This is a genomic window from Pseudogemmobacter hezensis (assembly GCF_013155295.1).
Taxonomy (GTDB): Bacteria; Pseudomonadota; Alphaproteobacteria; order Rhodobacterales; family Rhodobacteraceae; genus Pseudogemmobacter; species Pseudogemmobacter hezensis.
This window is the reverse complement of sequence record NZ_JABJXT010000003.1, coordinates 268,908-285,937: the sequence shown is the minus strand read 5'-3', so window position 1 is coordinate 285,937 and position 17,030 is coordinate 268,908. Positions and strand designations below refer to the sequence as shown.

Genomic DNA, 17,030 nt, shown 5'->3' with positions numbered 1-17,030 from the left:
GACAGGATGACAAAGATCAGACTCGGAATGGTTGGCGGCGGCAAGGATGCCTTTATCGGGGCCGTCCACCGCATCGCCGCCCGCATTGATGGCGAATATGACCTGGTGGCAGGGGCGCTTTCGTCAACGCCGGAACGGGCGCGGGAAAGCGGGCTGGCGCTTGGCCTGGCCCCCGATCGCACCTATGGCAGCTATGAGGAAATGGCCGCGCAAGAAGCCGCCCGCCCCGACGGCATCCGCGCGGTCTCAATCGTGACGCCGAACCATATGCACGCCGGGCCTGCGATGGCCTTCCTGCAGCACGGCATCCATGTGATCTGCGACAAGCCGCTGACCGCAACGATGGAGGATGCGGCCAGGCTTGAGACGGCGGTGAAGGCATCAAAGGCGCTCTTCATCCTGACCCATAATTACACCGCCTATCCGATGATCCGCCAGGCCCGCGAGATGGTGGCCAGCGGAGAGCTGGGCAAGATCCGCCTGATCCAGGTCGAATACGCCCAGGACTGGCTGACCGAGGACGCAGGCGCAGACAACAAACAGGCGGGCTGGCGCACCGATCCGGCGCGTTCGGGCGCAGGCGGCGCGATTGGTGACATCGGCACCCATGCGCATAACCTGGCCTGTTTCGTCTCTGGCCTTGCGGTCGAAAGCCTGGCCGCCGATCTGCAAAGTTTCGTGCCCGGCCGCCAGGTCGATGACAACGCCAATATCCTGTTGCGCATGCAGGGCGGCGCACGCGGCATCCTGTGGTGCAGCCAGGTGGCACCCGGCTGCGAAAACGGCCTGCGGCTGCGGATTTTCGGCGAAAAAGGTGGGCTTGAATGGGGCCAGGAGGATCCGAATTACCTCTGGCACAGCCCCTTTGGCGGCGCGAAACGCCTGCTGACCCGGCGCGGCGCCGGGGCATCGGCGGCGGCGAATGCCGTCAGCCGCACGCCGGGCGGCCACCCGGAGGGCTATCTTGAGGGTTTCGCCAATATCTACACCGAGGCCGCACGCGCCATCCGCGCCGCTGACAGCGGCCAGACCCCCGACACCGGGCTTTTGCCGGGGATCGCGGCGGGCATGGCGGGCATGCGCTTTATAGACGCCGCGATCCGCTCGTCACGGGGCAATGCCGCCTGGGTGGCGCTGTGACCGAAGCCACGCTTTCCCTCCAGGGCGTCAGCCGCAGCTTTGGCCCGATTGAGGTTTTGCACGCGATCTCCATCGCGCTGGCACCGGGGCGCGTTCATGCGCTGATCGGCGAGAATGGCGCGGGCAAATCGACGACGATGAAGATCCTTGCAGGCTATCAGCCGCCCTCATCAGGGGCGGTTTTGCTGGATGGAAAGCCCGTCACCTTCGCCTCGGTCGGCGCGGCCGAGGCGGCGGGGATTTCGATGATCCATCAGGAATTTAACCTGGCCGATCATCTGTCGGTCGAGGAAAATATCTTCCTCGGGCGCGAGCTGAAGCGCGGCCCCTTCCTCGACAAAGCCGCGATGCGGGCCAAAGCCCGGGCGCTTTTGGACCGGTTGCAATGCCGGGTGGACACGGATCGCCCCATCTCCAGCCTGTCGAATTCCGACAAGCAGATGGTCGAGATCGCCCGCGCCCTCTCGCGTGAGACCCGCGTTCTGATCATGGACGAGCCGACCGCCGTGCTGACCCGCGCCGAGACTGCGATCCTGATCGAACAGGTCCGCGCGCTACGGGCGGCGGGCACGGCGGTTCTGTTCACCTCGCATAAGCTGGATGAGGTGAAAGAGATCGCAGATGACCTGACGATCATGCGTGATGGCCAGGTCATCTGGTCGGGCCCTGCCGCGGCGATGGACGAGCATGGCATGGCCGAGGCGATGGTCGGGCGCGAGATGAGCACCCTCTACCCGCCCAAAGACAGCCAACCGGGCGAAGTGGTGCTGGAGATCAGCGGGCTGGACGTGCCGGGCTTCGCGCATGACATCAGCCTGACGCTGCGGGCGGGCGAGATCCTCGGCATCGCCGGGCTGATCGGCTCTGGCCGAACTGAGACATTTGAGGGGCTTGCGGGTCTGCGCCCGGCCACGGGCCAGGTGCGGATCAAGGGCCAGCCCGTCACCATCCGCCACCCCTGGCAGGCGCTGGAGCGCGGGCTTTGCTATCTGACCGAAGACCGCAAATCGCGTGGGCTTTTGCTGCAAAAAGGCATGCGCGAGAACCTGACCCTGCAGGCCCTGCACAAATTCAGCCATGGCCTGCTGGATACGGGCGCCGAAGAGGCCGCGCTTGACCAGGCGATCCGCGATTTCGACATTCGCGGCTCGCGTGAGGTGACGGTCGGGCATCTTTCCGGCGGCAACCAGCAAAAGCTGCTTTTCGCCAGGACCATGCTTTCAGAACCTGAGATCATCGTGATCGACGAGCCAACCCGCGGCATCGATATCGGCACCAAACAGCAGATGTATGAATTCATCCGCCACCTCGCCCGCAGGGGCCGCGCCATCGTGGTGATCTCATCCGAGATGCAAGAGGTGATCGGCCTTTCCGACCGGGTCCTCGTCATGCGCCAGGGCCGGATCGCAGGCGAGCTGACAGGCGCGAATACCACCGAAGAGGCCATCGTGCGCCTCGCCATGGGGATCGGCCAGGCAGCCCCTGAACTGGCCCCCGAAAAGGAGTTGACGGAATGAGTGTAGCGGCCTCCCCCGCCCGCAAACTGCAGATGAGCGTGATCGGCCCGATCCTTGCGCTGGTGATCCTGGTGATCGCGGGTGCGCTGATGAACCCGAATTTCCTCGGCCTCGACAATATCACCAATGTGCTGGCGCGATCGGCCTTTATCGGCATCATCGCGGTGGGGATGACCTTCGTGATCACCTCGGGCGGGCTTGATCTTTCGGTCGGATCGATGGCGGCTTTCGTGGCCGGGCTGATGATCCTGGTGATGAACACGCTTTTGCCGAAAATGGGGGTGGGCGTGCCCATCGTTCTGGTCGGCATGGCGGTGGCATTGGGGGCCGGGATCATCGCCGGGCTGATCAACGGCCTTCTGATCACCCGGCTGGGGATCGAGGCTTTCATCGTCACCCTGGGTTCAATGGGCATCTATCGCAGCCTCGTCACCTGGCTTGCCGATGGCGGCACGCTCAGCCTGGATTTCGGCCTGCGCAGCTTTTACCAGCCGGTCTATTACGGCGGCATTTTCGGTATCACCTGGCCGATCATCGTCTTTGCCCTGGTGGTGATCCTGGGCGAGGTGCTGATGCGCAAAACCGCCTTTGGCCGCCATTGCGCCGCCATCGGCTCGAACGACCAGGTGGCAAGATATGCCTCGGTCCGCGTCGCCCGCGTGCGGCTGCTGACCTATGTGATGCTGGGCGGCCTGGTGGGCATCGCGGTCATCATGTATGTGCCGCGCCTCGGCTCTGCCTCATCGGCCACCGGCCTTTTGTGGGAGCTGGAGGCGATTGCCGCCGTCATCATCGGCGGCACCGCGCTGAAGGGCGGCTTTGGCCGCGTCTGGGGCACGGTTGTCGGCGTGCTGATCCTGGTGCTGATCGGCAATCTGCTGAACCTGACCGATTACGTCTCGCCCTATCTGAACGGCGCAATCCAGGGCGCGATCATCATCCTCGCTGTCGTTTTGCAGCGCGGAAGCAAAGCGGGCCAGTGATCCTGGCCCATAATTTTCAAAGCGTTATCTCTAGGGAGGAGAAGCCATGAAACATTTCGTATCAGCACTTGCACTGGCGGTCGCACTTGGCGGCCCGGCCATGGCCCAGGACACCAAAGTGATCGGCGTGTCGATCCCGGCGGCAACCCATGGCTGGGCGGGCGGCATGAACTATTTCGCCAAAACCACCGTTGAACGGCTGGAGGCGACCTATCCGGAACTGGATTTCGTTCTCGCCACCGCATCCGACCCGGCCAAACAGGTCAATGACATTGAGGACATGCTGGCCACCCGCAAGATCAGCGCCCTGGTCGTTCTGCCCTTTGAATCAGAGCCGCTGACCGGCCCGGTGCAAAATGTCAAAGCCTCGGGCGCCTGGGTGACCGTGGTTGACCGTGGCCTCGCGGTTGAGGGCATCCAGGACCTCTATGTCGCGGGCGACAACCCCGGTTTCGGCCGCGTCGCGGGCGAGTTCATGAAATCGCACATGCCCGATGGCGGCAAGATCGTGGTGCTGCGCGGCATCCCGACCACCATCGACAACGAACGGCTGGAGGGCTTCCAGGGCGCGATTGAGGGCTCTGGCATCGAGGTTCTGGCCGCCGAACATGGCAACTGGAACCGCGACAACTCTTTCACCGTGATGCAGGATTTCCTGTCGAAATACCCGGAAATCGACGCGGTCTGGGCGTCAGATGACGATATGGCACTGGGCGCGCTGGCCGCAATCGAGGCCGCTGGCCGCAAGGATGTCAAATTCGTCCTCGGCGGCGCGGGCATGAAAGAGATGGTCAAACGCACCATGGATGGCGATGCGATGATCCCGGCAAATGTCACCTATCCGCCCGCGATGATCGCAACCGCGATTGAGATCACCGCCGTCGGCCTGGTGTCTCAGGCCCCGGTTTCGGGCGATTTCATCATCGGCTCGGTGCTGGTGACGCCGGACAACGCCGCCACCTATTACTACCCCGACAGCCCGTTCTGATCTTGCTGTAACACCCGCCCCGGCCTTATTCAGGCCGGGGCATTTACCATGAGGCGACAGATGTATCTCGGACTGGATCTTGGCACTTCGGGCATCCGCGCCCTGCTGATGGATGACGCTCAACGGATTATCGGCTCGGCCACCGCCGACACGCCGGTCTCGCGCCCGCATCCCGGCTGGTCCGAGCAAGACCCCGCGCTCTGGATCAAGGCCTGCCAGACGGCCGTCGCCGCCGTCCGCGCCGCCCATCCGCGCGAGTTTGCCGCCCTGCGCGGCATCGGCCTGTCCGGGCAGATGCATGGCGCCACGCTTTATGACGCCGCCGACCAGGCGCTGCGCCCCTCGATCCTGTGGAACGACACCCGCGCCAGCCATGAGGCCGCCCGGCTGGACGCCGATCCGCGTTTCCGTGCCATCACCGGCAATATCGTCTTCCCCGGCTTTACCGCGCCGAAACTGGCCTGGCTTGCCACACATGAGCCAGAGATCTTCGCCCGCTGCGCCAAAGTGCTCTTGCCCAAGGACGCGCTGCGCCTTTGGCTGACGGGCGAGCATATCTCTGAAATGTCAGACGCCTCGGGCACCAGCTGGCTTGATTGCGCCAAACGCGACTGGTCCGATGATCTGCTGGCCGCCACCGGGCTTTCACGCGATCACATGCCCCGCCTCGTCGAGGGATCAGACCCCGGCGGGCAGCTGCGCGCGGGCCTCTTGTCAGACTGGGGCCTCAGCGGTCCGGTCATCGTCGCAGGCGGTGCGGGCGACAATGCCGCCGCAGCCATCGGCATGGGCATGGTCCAGGAGGGCCAGGCCTTTGTTTCCCTTGGCACATCGGGCGTGGTCTTTGCCGCCAATGACGCCTTCCGCCCGCTGCCTGCCAGCGCCGTGCATGCCTTCTGCCACGCCCTGCCGGGCCGCTGGCACCAGATGGGGGTGATCCTTTCGGCGACCGATGCGCTGAACTGGTATGCCGGGATCACCGGGGCCAGCGCCGCCGACCTCTCGCGTGAGCTGGGCGAAACACTCGTCGCCCCCGGGGCCGCGACCTTCCTGCCCTATCTCTCGGGCGAGCGCACACCCCATAACGACGCGAAAATCCGTGGGGCCTTCACCGGGCTGGGTCATGAGGCCGACCGCAAGGCCCTGACCCGCGCCGTGATGGAGGGCGTGGCCTTTGCGCTGGCCGACAACCTGACCGCGCTGCGCGACGCGGGGGCCGGGATCAATCGGCTGGTCGCGGTCGGCGGCGGCTCGAATTCCAGCTATTGGCTGAAGGTGATCGCCACCACGCTGGATCTGCCGGTCGATCTGCCGGTCGGCGGCGATTTCGGCGCAGCTTTTGGCGCGGCACGGCTGGGTCTGATGGCGGTCACCGGGGCCGATCCGGCCAGCATCTGCACCGCCCCCGCCATAGCCCGCACCATCACGCCCGATACCGCGCTGATCCCGGAATTCGCCGCAGCCTATGCGCGATTCCGCGCGCTCTATCCGGCGCTGGCAGGCTGAACCTGCCCCCCCCACAGCTTCGTGCAGGGGGGCGTCGCCCCCCCTCACGTGGTCAGGGCAAAGGCAATCCCATAGCCGCATGATCCCGCCAGCGTCGCCACCACCACCGAGCGGCGCGGCAAAAACGCCAGCACGGTGATCAGCACGCCCACCGTCAGCGGCACCAGATTGCGCCCCTCGGGCCAAAGCCCGGGCAGAACCGAGGCCACAAACAAAGTCGCAATCGCCGCAGGCCCGGTCGAGGCCAGAAACCCCGCCATCAGCCCGCCAGGCTTTGCCTCACCCCGCATCAAAAGAATGGGCAGCGCCCGAAAGCCCCAATTCGCCAGCCCGGCCAGTACCGCCATCAAAATCAGATCCGGGTTCATCCGCGCCCCCTCAAAAGCCCGGCCGCCATGCCCGCAACAGCGCCGCAGATCATCCCGGCCAGAATGCCCGCCGTCCCCGACCAGAACAGGGTGCCGATCACCGTCGCCACCACTGCAGCCAGGATCGCAGGCAGGGCAAGGCGCGAGAAAATCGACAGCAAAAGCGCCAGGAACAAGGCCGAAAGCATGAAATCCAGCCCCGCGCTGACCGCAGGCCAGCCATCCAGCGCACCGCCGCCCGCATAGGCCCCCACGGCCGTGCCCAAAACCCAGGCGGCATAGGCCGCCAGCCCCAGCCCGAACATATAGCTCTCGGAAAACCGCTGCCCCCGCGCAACCGCCCCCAGGGCCTGGCCGAACACCTCATCGGTCAGCCCCCAGGCCCAGGCCCAGGCATAGCGTCGCGCCCCGTCACGCCCGGCCTCTTTCATCAGCGCCGGGCCGTAAAGCACATGACGCACATTCATCGCAATCAGCGTGAAGGCCGCCACCAGAATCGGCGCCCCGCTGGCAAAAAGCGTCAGCGCCAGAAACTGCGACGCCCCGGCATAGATCACCAGCGAAAGCATCACCGCCTCGGGCTGGCTCAGCCCCCCTCTGGTCGCAGCGACGCCAAAGGAAAAGGCAATCGGAAAATAACCCATCACAATGGGCAAAGCGGCCAGAAGACCGCCGCGAAACGAGGCAGGTTTGTCATTCATGATAAGCAGCGCTACCCCGCGGCCACCCCAATGTCAAAACCCCGCAAGCCTTTTCATCTGTCTGAAAATATCCCGCGGGGGGCCCGGGGGGCGCGAAGCCCCCCCGGCTTAGGTAACGGCGGGGCGCGAAGCCCCCCGGTTTAGATCACGGCGGGACGCAAAGCCCCCCCCGGTTCAGGCCAAATCCGGGGCGAGGAACCCGTCCGGCCATCCTCGCCGATCACTCTGCCGCGTCGAGATAGCTTTCCAGCGGCGGGCAGGTGCAGATCAGATTGCGGTCGCCATAAACATTGTCGATCCGCCCGACAGGCGGCCAGTATTTATCGACCCGGAAGGCCGCAGGCGGGAAGCAACCCTGCTCGCGGGTGTATTTCCGGTCCCATTCCGCCACCAGATCCTGCACCGTATGCGGCGCATAGCGCAGCGGGCTGTCCTCGGCCGAAATATCGCCCGCCTCAACGCTGCGGATCTCCTCGCGGATCGCCAGCAATGCAGTGATGAAACGGTCGATCTCGGCCTTGGTCTCGGATTCCGTCGGCTCAACCATCAACGTGCCAGAGACCGGCCAGGACATGGTCGGCGCATGGAAACCATTGTCGATCAGACGCTTGGCGATATCATCCACCGTCACGCCATGCTCGGCAAAGGGGCGCGTATCCAGGATACATTCATGCGCCACCCGGCCCCGGTTCCCCATGTAAAGAACCTCATAGGCCCCCTTCAGCCGCGCCGCGATGTAATTGGCGTTCAAAATCGCCACCCGCGTCGCCTGCGTCAGCCCCTGCCCGCCCATCATCAGGCAATAGGCCCATGAGATCAGCAGGATCGAGGCCGATCCATAGGGGGCAGCCGAGACCGGCCCCTCTTCGCCGCCTGCCTCGGGGTGCCCGGGCAGATAGGGCGCCAGATGGGCCCCGACGCCAATCGGCCCCATGCCTGGACCGCCGCCACCATGCGGAATGGCGAAGGTCTTGTGCAGGTTCAGGTGGCTGACATCGCCGCCGATCTCACCCGGTTTCACAAGGCCCACCATCGCATTCATATTGGCGCCGTCGATATAGACCTGGCCGCCATGATCATGGGTGATCTTGCAGACCTCACGCACCGTCTCTTCGAACACACCATGCGTCGAGGGATAGGTGATCATACAGGCCGCCAGCCGATCCCCGGCCTTTGCCGCCTTGTCGCGGAAGTCATCCAGATCCACGTCGCCATTCGGCGAGGATTTCACCACGACAACATCCATCCCCGCCATCTGGGCCGAGGCCGGGTTGGTTCCATGCGCCGAGATCGGGATCAGACAGATCTTGCGCTGCTGATCGCCGCGCGCCTTGTGATAGGCCAGGATGGTCAAGAGGCCCGCATATTCCCCCTGCGCCCCGGAATTGGGCTGCATGGAAAAGGCCGCATAGCCGGTGATCTCGCAAAGCTTCGCGGTCAGATCGGCAATCGCCTCGCTGTAACCCGCCGCCTGGTCGCGCGGCACAAAGGGGTGCAGACTACCAAACTCCGGCCAGGTGATCGGCATCATCTCGGCGGCCGCATTCAGCTTCATCGTGCAGGATCCCAGCGGGATCATCGCCCGATCCAGCGCCAGATCCCGATCCGACAGACGACGCATATAGCGCATCATCTCAGACTCGGCCCGGTTCATGTGGAAAACCGGATGCGTCAGATACTCGCTGGTCCGCAGCATCGCCTCGGGGAAGCCCAGATCACCGCGATGGGGCGGCACACCCTCAATCCCAAAGGCGCGCAGCACCCGGGAAAGCACCTCTTCCGAGGTGGTCTCATCCAGGCTGATTCCAACCCGGTCATTGCCGATCTTGCGGAAGTTCAGCCCCTCGGCCCGCGCCGCCGCCAGGATCCCCGCCTGGCCCACGCCGACCTCAACGGTGATCGTGTCGAAAAACGCCTTCGGCGCCACTTTCGCCCCCGCCGCCATCAGCGCCCGCGCCAGCCGCTGGGTCAGGAAATGCACCCGCTCGGCAATCGCACGCAGACCTTTCGGCCCATGGAACACCGCATACATGCTGGCCATCACCGCCAGCAGCGCCTGCGCCGTGCAAACGTTCGAGGTCGCCTTTTCGCGACGAATATGCTGCTCACGCGTCTGCAGGCTCAGGCGGTAAGCCCGCGTGCCGTGGCTGTCGATCGAGACCCCCACAATCCGCCCCGGCATATTGCGCTTCAGATCATCGCGGCACGCCATAAACGCCGCATGCGGCCCACCATAGCCCATCGGCACGCCAAAGCGCTGCGACGAGCCAATGGCGATATCCGCCCCCATCGCGCCCGGCTCTTTCAGCATGCAAAGCGCCAGCAGATCGGTCGCCACAATCGCCAGCGCCTTCGCCTCATGCAGATGCGCGATTTTCGCGGTAAAATCCGTCACATGGCCATACGACCCCGGATACTGGAAGATCGCACCAAAAACCTTCTCCGGCTCCAGCGTGCCGACATCGCCCTCGATGATCTCAATGCCCAAAGGCTCGGCCCGGGTGCGGATCACGGCGATGGTCTGCGGATGGCAGAAGCGATCCACAAAGAATGCCTTCGCCTTAGACTTCGCAGAACGCTCGGCCATGGCCATGGCCTCAGCCGCCGCCGTCGCCTCGTCCAGCAAAGACGCATTGGCAATATCCAGCCCGGTCAGATCACAGACCATAGTCTGGTAATTCAACAAAGCCTCAAGCCGCCCCTGCGCGATCTCGGGCTGATAGGGCGTATAGGCGGTATACCAGGCCGGATTTTCCAGAATATTGCGCTGGATCGCCGGCGGCGTCACCGTGCCATAATAGCCCTGCCCGATCAGCGAGGTCATCACGCGGTTCTTCCCCGCCACCTCTTTCATCTTCGCCAGCAGCTCATGCTCGGCCAAAGGTGCCCAGGACAGCGGCTTTTCCTGGCGGATACTCGCCGGCACCGTCTCATCGATCAAAGCCTCCAGCGAGGCCGCGCCCACCACTTTCAACATATCCGCCATCTCAGCCGGAGAAGGCCCGATGTGGCGACGATTGGCGAAATCATAGGGGTTATAGTCGGTCGGAGTGAAACTCATGGCGCACCTCCAGGCATTAGGGAAACGCACCACGCCCTTCCCATTTTCTGCCCATAAATATCCCAGGGGGTCCGGGGGACTGGTCCCCCGGCGTTAGGTCAGGTCCGGGGGCTTCCCCCCCGGCGTCAGGCCAGGTGCCGGGCACAATCCCAGCACTCAGTCACGGCCCATCGGCCTCAGCCGATGAAATCCTTATACTCATCTTCGTCCATGAACTGATCGATCACGCCCAGGTCATCGACCTTCAGCTTGAAAAACCAGGCCCCGCCCAGCGGATCCTCGTTCACCAGCCCCGGATTGTCCGACAACGCCCCATTAACCTCGACAATCTCACCCTCAACCGGGGCCAGAATATCCGAGGCCGCCTTAACGCTCTCGATCACCGAGACCTCATCGCCGGCCGCGACCTGCGTGCCAGCCTCGGGCAGTTCGACAAATACCACATCGCCAAGCGCTTCTGCGGCATGTTCGGTGATTCCGACCACGATCAGGTCACCCTCGACGCGCAGCCATTCATGTTCCTTGGTGAATTTCATCTCTTTGATCCCCTGGGACTTAACGTTTGTAATTGGTTGGATGGAAGGGCGTTGCCGCCACCACCAGCGGCAGCTTTTTGCCCCGCAACTCGGCCTCAAGCGCCTGGCCCTCAGCCGCAAAACCCGTTGCCACATAGCCCATGGCAATCGGCGCGCCGACCGAGGGGCCAAAGCCGCCCGAGGTGATCGCCCCAAGCCCGGTGCCATCGGTGGCAAAAAGCGCAACACCCTCGCGCATGGGCGCACGCCCCTCAGGGCGCAGGCCGACGCGGCGACGCTCAGGCCCATTGGTCAGCTCGGAAAGGATCCGCGCAGCCCCCGGGAAGCCCCCGGCCCGCGCTCCACCCTCACGGCGCACTTTCTGGATGGCCCAGGTCAGATCGGCCTCGACCGGGCTGGTCGTCTCGTCGATGTCATGGCCGTAAAGGCAAAGACCCGCCTCCAGCCGCAGGCTGTCACGCGCCCCAAGGCCGATGGGCGCGACACCCTCCAGCGCCAGCAAGGCCCGCGCGAAATCCAGCGCCCCCTCAACCGGGACCGAAATCTCGAAGCCATCCTCGCCCGTATAACCCGAGCGCGACAGCCACAGCTCGCCAAACACCGTGTCGACCTGCGCCACATCCATAAAGCGCATCGCCGTCACATCCGGCACCAGCACCGCCAGCGCAGCCTCGGCCTGAGGGCCCTGCAGCGCCAGAAGCGCCCGGCTCTCCTGAATGTCCAGCTCGGCCACATCGGCAAGATGCGCGGCAAGATGGGCGAAATCATGCGCCTTGCGGGCCGCATTCACCACCAGCAGGTAATCGGTGCCGCGATTGGCAAACATCAGATCATCAAGGATGCCACCCGTCTCGCTGGTGAACAGCCCATAGCGCTGACGGCCCTCTTTCAGGCCCAGCACATCGACCGGCATCAGCGCCTCAAGCGCGAGGCCAAGGCTTTCCATCGTGCCCTTCGGGCGCAGCACCACCTGGCCCATATGGCTGACATCGAACAGCCCGGCCTGACTGCGCACATGCAGATGTTCCGCCATCACCCCGGCAGGATATTGCACCGGCATTTCATAGCCTGCGAAAGGCACCATTTTGCCGCCAAGCTGCAGATGCAGCTCATGCAATGGCAAGCGAAAAAGGTCGGTCAAACCGCCTCTCCTCACAATTTTCCGGCCGAAAATATCCGGCACCGCCCACGGCAGTTCCCCTGCCGCCCGGTGCCCCCTCTGTCCTTGCCCGTCACCTTGTCAAAAGGCTTATGGGCGCCTGAGATCGTTATCCCTTCGGCGGGCGCCTCATGCGCCACTCTCCAGAGTCTTCCTGTGCAGAAACGGTCCCTTGCGCCTGAGAGTTTACCGGGGCGGTTGCTCCTTCGGCACCGGACCCACCCCGCAAAGGGCTGCCCGGATTCTCCCGATCCTGCCCTTTCTGACTAGCAAAGCCGCCCGGCCAAGCGCAAGAGAAATTCCGTATGCGACGGTAATGCGCGGTGAAACGACTTGATGGCGCGCAATATGGCAGCGCTTGCCCTTCAGGCGCGGCGTTCGCCGGGGGCGGCGGGCTCAATCTCGGGCTGGCTGACGGGCACGGGATCGTGGCGGCCTGGCACCACATTCGGATTGCGGATCGCCATACGGGCAAAGATCACCGCCAGCAGCGCGAATCCGATGCCGCCGACCGCCTGGCCGACCAGCACGCCCTGGGCCCCCCATTGCTGGCCGAACCAGATCGCAAAGGGAATGGTGCCCAGCGTCTGCCGCCCCCAATTCACCACCGTTGACCAAAAGGGCCGGCCCAGGTTGTTGCAAACCGCATTGCCCGCGAAAATCACCCCGTTGAAAAACCACAACAAAGCCAGCGGCCCACAGAAGAGATAGACAATCTCGCGGGTCAGCCCGGTCGCATTGAAGAGATCGGCGATCGGTGCGCGCAGCAGGTAAAGCAGGCCAGAGACCAGCGCGATCACCAGGGCGGTAAAGATCAGAGCGTCCCGAAAGGCCCGCGCCACCCGGTCCATCCGCCCCGCCCCAAGGTTTTGCCCGATGATCGGCCCGATGGCCCCTGCCAGCGCAAAGATCACCCCAAAGGCAACCGGGGTCAGACGCCCGGCAATCGCCATGCCCGCCACCGCCGCCTCGCCATAGGCCGAGGCGGTGCGGGTTACAAAGGCCTGGCCCACCGGGGTTGCCACCTGGGTCAGGATCGCCGGGATGCCAAGCGCCCAGACCGGCCCCATGTCGCGCAAAACGCCCGCCAGCGTCGGGCGGTCAAAGCCGCCGTGGCGGGTGATGATCGGCCGGATCGCCATGAAAAGGATCACCGCCCGGCTGACGATTCCGGTCAGCGCAGCCCCCGTCAGATCAAGGCCAAGCGCGAAGATCAGCACCGGATCCAGCAGCGCCGTCACCACCGCGCCCCAGACCGTGGCCATCATCGCAGCCCTGGCATCGCCATGGGCGCGCAGGATCGCCGTGCCGATCATGCCCAGCATCAACAAGGGCTGGCCGATGGTCACGATCTGCAGGAAGTGCACCGCCAGCGCCAAAGTCTCGCCCTCGGCGCCCAAAAGCCGCACCATCGGCGCCAGGAACAGCCACACAAGGCCCGCAAAAGGAATGCCGAAGATCAGGCCCAGCATCATGCCTGTCGTCGCTTTTTCCCGCGCCAGCGCCCGGTTTCCCTGGCCAATCGCCCGGCTGACCAGCGCCGAGACCGCAATCGAAAGCCCGATCCCCAGCGAGGTGGTGAAAAACAGGACCGAGCCCGCATAGCCGATGGCCGCCGCCAGCTCTGACCGGCCCAGCCAGGAGATATAGGCCATATTGATCAGATCGACGACGAAAACCGCCATCAACCCGACCGAGGATGTCAGCGACATCACCATGATATGGCGAAAGAGATTACCCTGAACGAATTTGGCCGTGGCCATCCCTTACCCCAAACGCATATTCACGTAAAACCGCCCCCCTTTTAGCGCCATTCAGGCCGCATGTCTGGCCCGTTCTGGTGATCAGGATAAGATTCGCCGGACTAAATTCCGGTTAACGCCACATCGGGGCCGAAATGGAAAAATCCGCGCCCTTTATGGGGGCGCGGATCAGGATGCACAGAGATCAAAGGGTCTCAGAGCTGGGGCACGCGCTTCAGAAGCGGCAGCACATCCGACATGTCAGGCCCATGCGCCTGGCCCGTCAGCGCCTTGCGCAGCGGCATGAAGAGGTCTTTGCCCTTGCGCCCGGTGGCGGCCTTGACGGCAGCGGTCCATTGGCCCCAGGTCTCTTTCGTCCAGGGCTGGGCAGGCAAAAGCGCGAAAGCCTCACGCACGAAATCGCGGTCGGCCTCGTCGATCACCGGCTCGGCGCCTTCGGAGAACAGCTTCCACCAGCCCGCAAGATCGGCAAGCACGGTGATGTTTTGCTTGGCCACCGCCCAGAAAGCCTCGGCTTCGGCGGCAGGGACGCCGAGCGCGTCGATCTGCGGCTGGACTTTCGCCAGCGGCAGGGCCTGAACATGGGCGCGGGTCAGCGGGAAGAGATCCTCGGGGTCGAATTTGGTGGGTGCCGCGCCAAAACTTTCGATGTCGAAACCCTCGGCCAACTCGTCGATGGAAGAGGCCAGCTCGACCGGTTTTGACGAGCCAAGCCGCGCCATCAGCGACAAAAGCGCCATCGGCTCGACGCCCTGCGCCCTGAGGTCGCGCAGGCTGAGCGCGCCGAGACGTTTCGAGAGTTCCTCGCCTTTGGGGCCGGAAAGCAGCGAGTGGTGCGCAAACGAGGGCGGCGTGCCGCCAAGCGCTTCCATGATCTGGATCTGCGTCGCGGTATTGGTGACATGGTCGGCGCCGCGCACGATATGGGTCACGCCCATTTCCACGTCATCCACCGAGGAGGCAAAGGTATAAAGCACCTGACCATCGGCGCGGATCAGCACCGGATCCGACACAGAGGCCGCGTCGATGGAAATGTCACCGATGATGCCGTCATGCCATTCGATGCGGTTCTGATTCAGCAGGAAGCGCCAGTAGCCGGCCTTGCCCTCGGCGCGGGCGGCGGCCTTCTCTTCCTCGGTCAGGGAGAGAGAAGCGCGGTCATAGACCGGGGGGCGGCCCATGTTCAGCTGTTTCTTGCGTTTCAGATCCAGCTCTGTCGGGGTCTCGAAACATTCATAGAAACGGCCATTGCCGCGCAGCTTTTCAGCCGCCTCGTGATAGCGGTCATAGCGGGCGGACTGACGTTCGATCCGGTCCCAATGCAGGCCGAGCCAGTCGAGATCCTGTTTCAGCCCGTCGATATATTCCTGTTTCGAGCGCTCCTGGTCGGTATCGTCAAGGCGCAGGATGAAGGTGCCGCCTGCCTTGCGGGCGATCAGGTAATTCATCAGCGCGGTGCGCAGATTGCCGACATGGATATAGCCGGTGGGCGACGGGGCGAAGCGGGTGATGACAGGTGTCGACATATCGGATCCTTGGGACAGGACGGGAGGGGCCTGCGAAGCCCTTCCTCTGTCACAGGTGCCCGGTTTTGTCCAGTTTTACGCAGGGAAAGAAGGGAGGGGGCCAGCCCCCTCGCCCGTGCCGGGCTTACCCCCGGGATATTTAGCGACAGATGAAAGGGGCCGGGGCGGTTTTCATCATTGCTCGAAGGCGAGTTGGTAGCTGTGGGGGATGAAGCGAAAGCCTGCGCCTTTCGGCTCGGCATAGCCGAGGGCCGGGAAGGGCATGTGATAGCCGATGAAGGGCAGGCGATCAGCGGCGATCATGCCGAAGATGCGCTTGCGGGTGGCGGCGGCCTCGGCTTTGTCGAGGTCGAAGCGGACCTCCCAGTCGGGGTTTTCCAGCGACCAGACATAGTGATTGGCGGTGTCGGCGGTCAGCACAAGGAGCTTGCCTTCGCTTTCAACCATCCAGGCAAGATGGCCGGGGGTATGGCCATAGGCGGCCAGCGCGGTGATGCCGGGGGCTGCCTCGCCGCCATCGGTTACGAATTTGGTCAGCTCGCGCAGGGGGCGGACTTTCTTGTCAAAGCCCTCATTTTCCTGGCCTGCCCAGTAATCATATTCGATCTGTGAGGTGACATAGCGGGCGCGGGGGAAAACCGGGGTGGCGCCATCCGAGGTGGTCAGCCCGCCGATATGATCGGCATGCATATGGGTAAGCACCACGACATCGATCTGCTGCGGCGAGATCCCCGCCTGGCCCAGGGCGGCCAGAATGCCCTCGGCTGCGAGGCCGGTGTCGAAAAGGACCAGTTCCTTGCCGGTATTGACCAGGGTGGGGGTGAAGAAATTCACCGCGCGATCTGCCGGGATAAAGGCCGCATGGGAAGAGGCCGCGAAATCCTCATCACTGACATTGAGGCCGAATGTGCCTTTGGGATTGGCGTTCTCGCCGGTGCCTGCCAGCAAAGTGGTGATCTCAAACGCGCCGTGACGGAAGCGGCGGAAGAGCCCGCCACCCGGGCCCTGCAGCGCGGATTGGGCGGCGGCGGGCTGTGTGAGGCCAAGACCTGTCAGAGCAAGGGGGGCGGTTGCGGCGGCGAAAAGAGCGTGGCGGCGGGTCAGTCCGGTCATTGCGCGAATCCTCTGGGCATGTCGTTTCTTGCGGCGGCTTTGGCAGGGCCTGGCGGGCGGGCCTTATGCTGCAGCGAGGGCTGCCCCGGGATGGGGGCCTGCGCTGGTGTCGCCGATTATGTGACCACTCTTAACCAGCTGATGTTACAGCCGCACATCACAGTGCTGTCAGGAAAATAATACCTGGCGGTAAATCTCCTGGAGGGTGGCTGATCGCGCAGGGAACAGGCGGCGGCGCTATTCCCACCAGCGATCGACGCCTGCGATTTCCTCATCCGTCCAGCCGAAGTGATGCGCCAGCTCGTGAATGACCACATGGCTGACCAGTTCCTCAATCGAGACATTGCCGCGCTCGGCCCATTCATCAAGGATCGGGCGGCGGAACAGCCAGACCAGATCGGGGTGCATCACCTGATCGGCGGTTGATTTTTCGGTGAGCGGGATGCCCTCATAAAGGCCGGTCAGCTCGAACGGGTCGTGAAGATCCATCGCCTCAAGCATTTCGTCGGGCGGGAAGTCCTCGACCCGCAGCACGACATGGGTCGCGGGGGTGCGCCAGGGTTCAGGCAGGGTGGCGATGGCCTCGCGGGCGAGGCTTTCGATCAGCTCAAGCGAGGGGGCGATACTGTCGGGCGTGGGATTTGTCATAGGGGCAGCATAGCCGCGCCG

At 64.1% G+C, this 17,030-nt stretch carries 14 protein-coding genes and 1 riboswitch; of the genes, 5 read left to right on the top strand and 9 right to left on the bottom strand.

From position 1 onward, the window contains the following. The first annotated feature begins 6 nt into the window (after nucleotides 1–6). The 5 genes from HOY34_RS05255 to xylB are packed head-to-tail and all read left to right on the top strand — an operon-like array spanning nucleotide 7 to nucleotide 6,134. The gene (locus HOY34_RS05255) at nucleotides 7–1,140 is read left to right on the top strand and encodes a Gfo/Idh/MocA family protein (RefSeq protein ID WP_216654646.1); all 1,134 of its coding nucleotides are present in this window, start codon (nucleotides 7–9) and stop codon (nucleotides 1,138–1,140) included. Then, a complete protein-coding gene (locus HOY34_RS05250; RefSeq protein WP_172360517.1) occupies nucleotides 1,137–2,657 on the top strand; it encodes a sugar ABC transporter ATP-binding protein in 1,521 nt (506 codons plus the stop codon). The genes HOY34_RS05255 and HOY34_RS05250 overlap by 4 nt, the downstream gene beginning before the upstream one ends. Beyond that, nucleotides 2,654–3,640: an ABC transporter permease gene (locus HOY34_RS05245; RefSeq protein WP_172360515.1), complete on the top strand. Its 987-nt coding sequence runs from the start codon at nucleotides 2,654–2,656 to the stop codon at nucleotides 3,638–3,640. The genes HOY34_RS05250 and HOY34_RS05245 overlap by 4 nt, the downstream gene beginning before the upstream one ends. Nucleotides 3,641–3,686: 46 nt before the next feature. Then, a complete protein-coding gene (locus tag HOY34_RS05240) occupies nucleotides 3,687–4,628 on the top strand; it encodes an ABC transporter substrate-binding protein (protein WP_172360513.1) in 942 nt (313 codons plus the stop codon). Between the two features lie 60 nt (nucleotides 4,629–4,688). After that, complete coding sequence (gene xylB / locus HOY34_RS05235) at nucleotides 4,689–6,134, top strand: xylulokinase (protein WP_172360511.1); 1,446 nt, start codon at nucleotides 4,689–4,691, stop codon at nucleotides 6,132–6,134. 44 nt (nucleotides 6,135–6,178) lie between these two features. On the opposite strand, the gene HOY34_RS05230 is transcribed toward xylB, so the two are convergent. The 9 genes from HOY34_RS05230 to HOY34_RS05190 form a co-directional block, all read right to left on the bottom strand. Next, complete coding sequence (locus HOY34_RS05230; protein ID WP_172360509.1) at nucleotides 6,179–6,502, bottom strand: AzlD domain-containing protein; 324 nt, start codon at nucleotides 6,500–6,502, stop codon at nucleotides 6,179–6,181. Continuing rightward, nucleotides 6,499–7,203 carry an AzlC family ABC transporter permease gene (locus HOY34_RS05225; RefSeq protein ID WP_172360507.1) on the bottom strand — a complete coding sequence of 235 codons (705 nt, stop codon included), beginning with the start codon at nucleotides 7,201–7,203 and terminating at the stop codon, nucleotides 6,499–6,501. The genes HOY34_RS05230 and HOY34_RS05225 overlap by 4 nt, the downstream gene beginning before the upstream one ends. A 220-nt stretch (nucleotides 7,204–7,423) precedes the next feature. Continuing rightward, the gene (gene gcvP, locus HOY34_RS05220; protein WP_172360505.1) at nucleotides 7,424–10,264 is read right to left on the bottom strand and encodes an aminomethyl-transferring glycine dehydrogenase; all 2,841 of its coding nucleotides are present in this window, start codon (nucleotides 10,262–10,264) and stop codon (nucleotides 7,424–7,426) included. Nucleotides 10,265–10,440: 176 nt separating this feature from the next. Continuing rightward, nucleotides 10,441–10,800 (bottom strand): glycine cleavage system protein GcvH, encoded by a 360-nt coding sequence (gcvH, locus tag HOY34_RS05215; RefSeq protein ID WP_172360503.1) that lies wholly within the window; start codon nucleotides 10,798–10,800, stop codon nucleotides 10,441–10,443. A gap of 19 nt (nucleotides 10,801–10,819) precedes the next feature. After that, a complete protein-coding gene (gcvT, locus tag HOY34_RS05210) occupies nucleotides 10,820–11,941 on the bottom strand; it encodes a glycine cleavage system aminomethyltransferase GcvT (protein WP_172360501.1) in 1,122 nt (373 codons plus the stop codon). A 173-nt stretch (nucleotides 11,942–12,114) separates the two neighbouring features. After that, nucleotides 12,115–12,219: riboswitch (glycine riboswitch) on the bottom strand. Between the two features lie 105 nt (nucleotides 12,220–12,324). Next, a complete protein-coding gene (locus HOY34_RS05205) occupies nucleotides 12,325–13,722 on the bottom strand; it encodes an MATE family efflux transporter (RefSeq protein WP_172360499.1) in 1,398 nt (465 codons plus the stop codon). Nucleotides 13,723–13,916: 194 nt separating this feature from the next. Further along, nucleotides 13,917–15,248, bottom strand: a complete 1,332-nt coding sequence (gene gltX, locus HOY34_RS05200) for a glutamate--tRNA ligase (RefSeq protein ID WP_172360497.1) — start codon at nucleotides 15,246–15,248, stop codon at nucleotides 13,917–13,919. Nucleotides 15,249–15,422: 174 nt separating this feature from the next. Next, on the bottom strand, nucleotides 15,423–16,361 hold the full coding sequence (locus tag HOY34_RS05195) for an MBL fold metallo-hydrolase (protein ID WP_172360495.1): 939 nt from the start codon (nucleotides 16,359–16,361) through the stop codon (nucleotides 15,423–15,425). 237 nt (nucleotides 16,362–16,598) lie between these two features. Next, the gene (locus HOY34_RS05190) at nucleotides 16,599–17,009 is read right to left on the bottom strand and encodes a metallopeptidase family protein (protein ID WP_172360493.1); all 411 of its coding nucleotides are present in this window, start codon (nucleotides 17,007–17,009) and stop codon (nucleotides 16,599–16,601) included. Nucleotides 17,010–17,030 lie beyond the last annotated feature (21 nt).

Excerpts from the sequence above, each read along its gene's own strand:
- HOY34_RS05255 (WP_216654646.1), top strand. The coding sequence starts at position 7 with ATGACAAAGATCAGACTCGGAATGGTTGGCGGCGGCAAGGATGCCTTT.
- HOY34_RS05205 (WP_172360499.1), bottom strand. The coding sequence starts at position 13,722 with ATGGCCACGGCCAAATTCGTTCAGGGTAATCTCTTTCGCCATATCATG.
- HOY34_RS05230 (WP_172360509.1), bottom strand. The coding sequence starts at position 6,502 with ATGAACCCGGATCTGATTTTGATGGCGGTACTGGCCGGGCTGGCGAAT.
- gcvH (WP_172360503.1), bottom strand. The coding sequence starts at position 10,800 with ATGAAATTCACCAAGGAACATGAATGGCTGCGCGTCGAGGGTGACCTG.
- xylB (WP_172360511.1), top strand. The coding sequence starts at position 4,689 with ATGTATCTCGGACTGGATCTTGGCACTTCGGGCATCCGCGCCCTGCTG.
- HOY34_RS05225 (WP_172360507.1), bottom strand. The coding sequence starts at position 7,203 with ATGAATGACAAACCTGCCTCGTTTCGCGGCGGTCTTCTGGCCGCTTTG.
- HOY34_RS05240 (WP_172360513.1), top strand. The coding sequence starts at position 3,687 with ATGAAACATTTCGTATCAGCACTTGCACTGGCGGTCGCACTTGGCGGC.
- gcvP (WP_172360505.1), bottom strand. The coding sequence starts at position 10,264 with ATGAGTTTCACTCCGACCGACTATAACCCCTATGATTTCGCCAATCGT.
- gltX (WP_172360497.1), bottom strand. The coding sequence starts at position 15,248 with ATGTCGACACCTGTCATCACCCGCTTCGCCCCGTCGCCCACCGGCTAT.
- HOY34_RS05190 (WP_172360493.1), bottom strand. The coding sequence starts at position 17,009 with ATGACAAATCCCACGCCCGACAGTATCGCCCCCTCGCTTGAGCTGATC.
- HOY34_RS05195 (WP_172360495.1), bottom strand. The coding sequence starts at position 16,361 with ATGACCGGACTGACCCGCCGCCACGCTCTTTTCGCCGCCGCAACCGCC.
- HOY34_RS05245 (WP_172360515.1), top strand. The coding sequence starts at position 2,654 with ATGAGTGTAGCGGCCTCCCCCGCCCGCAAACTGCAGATGAGCGTGATC.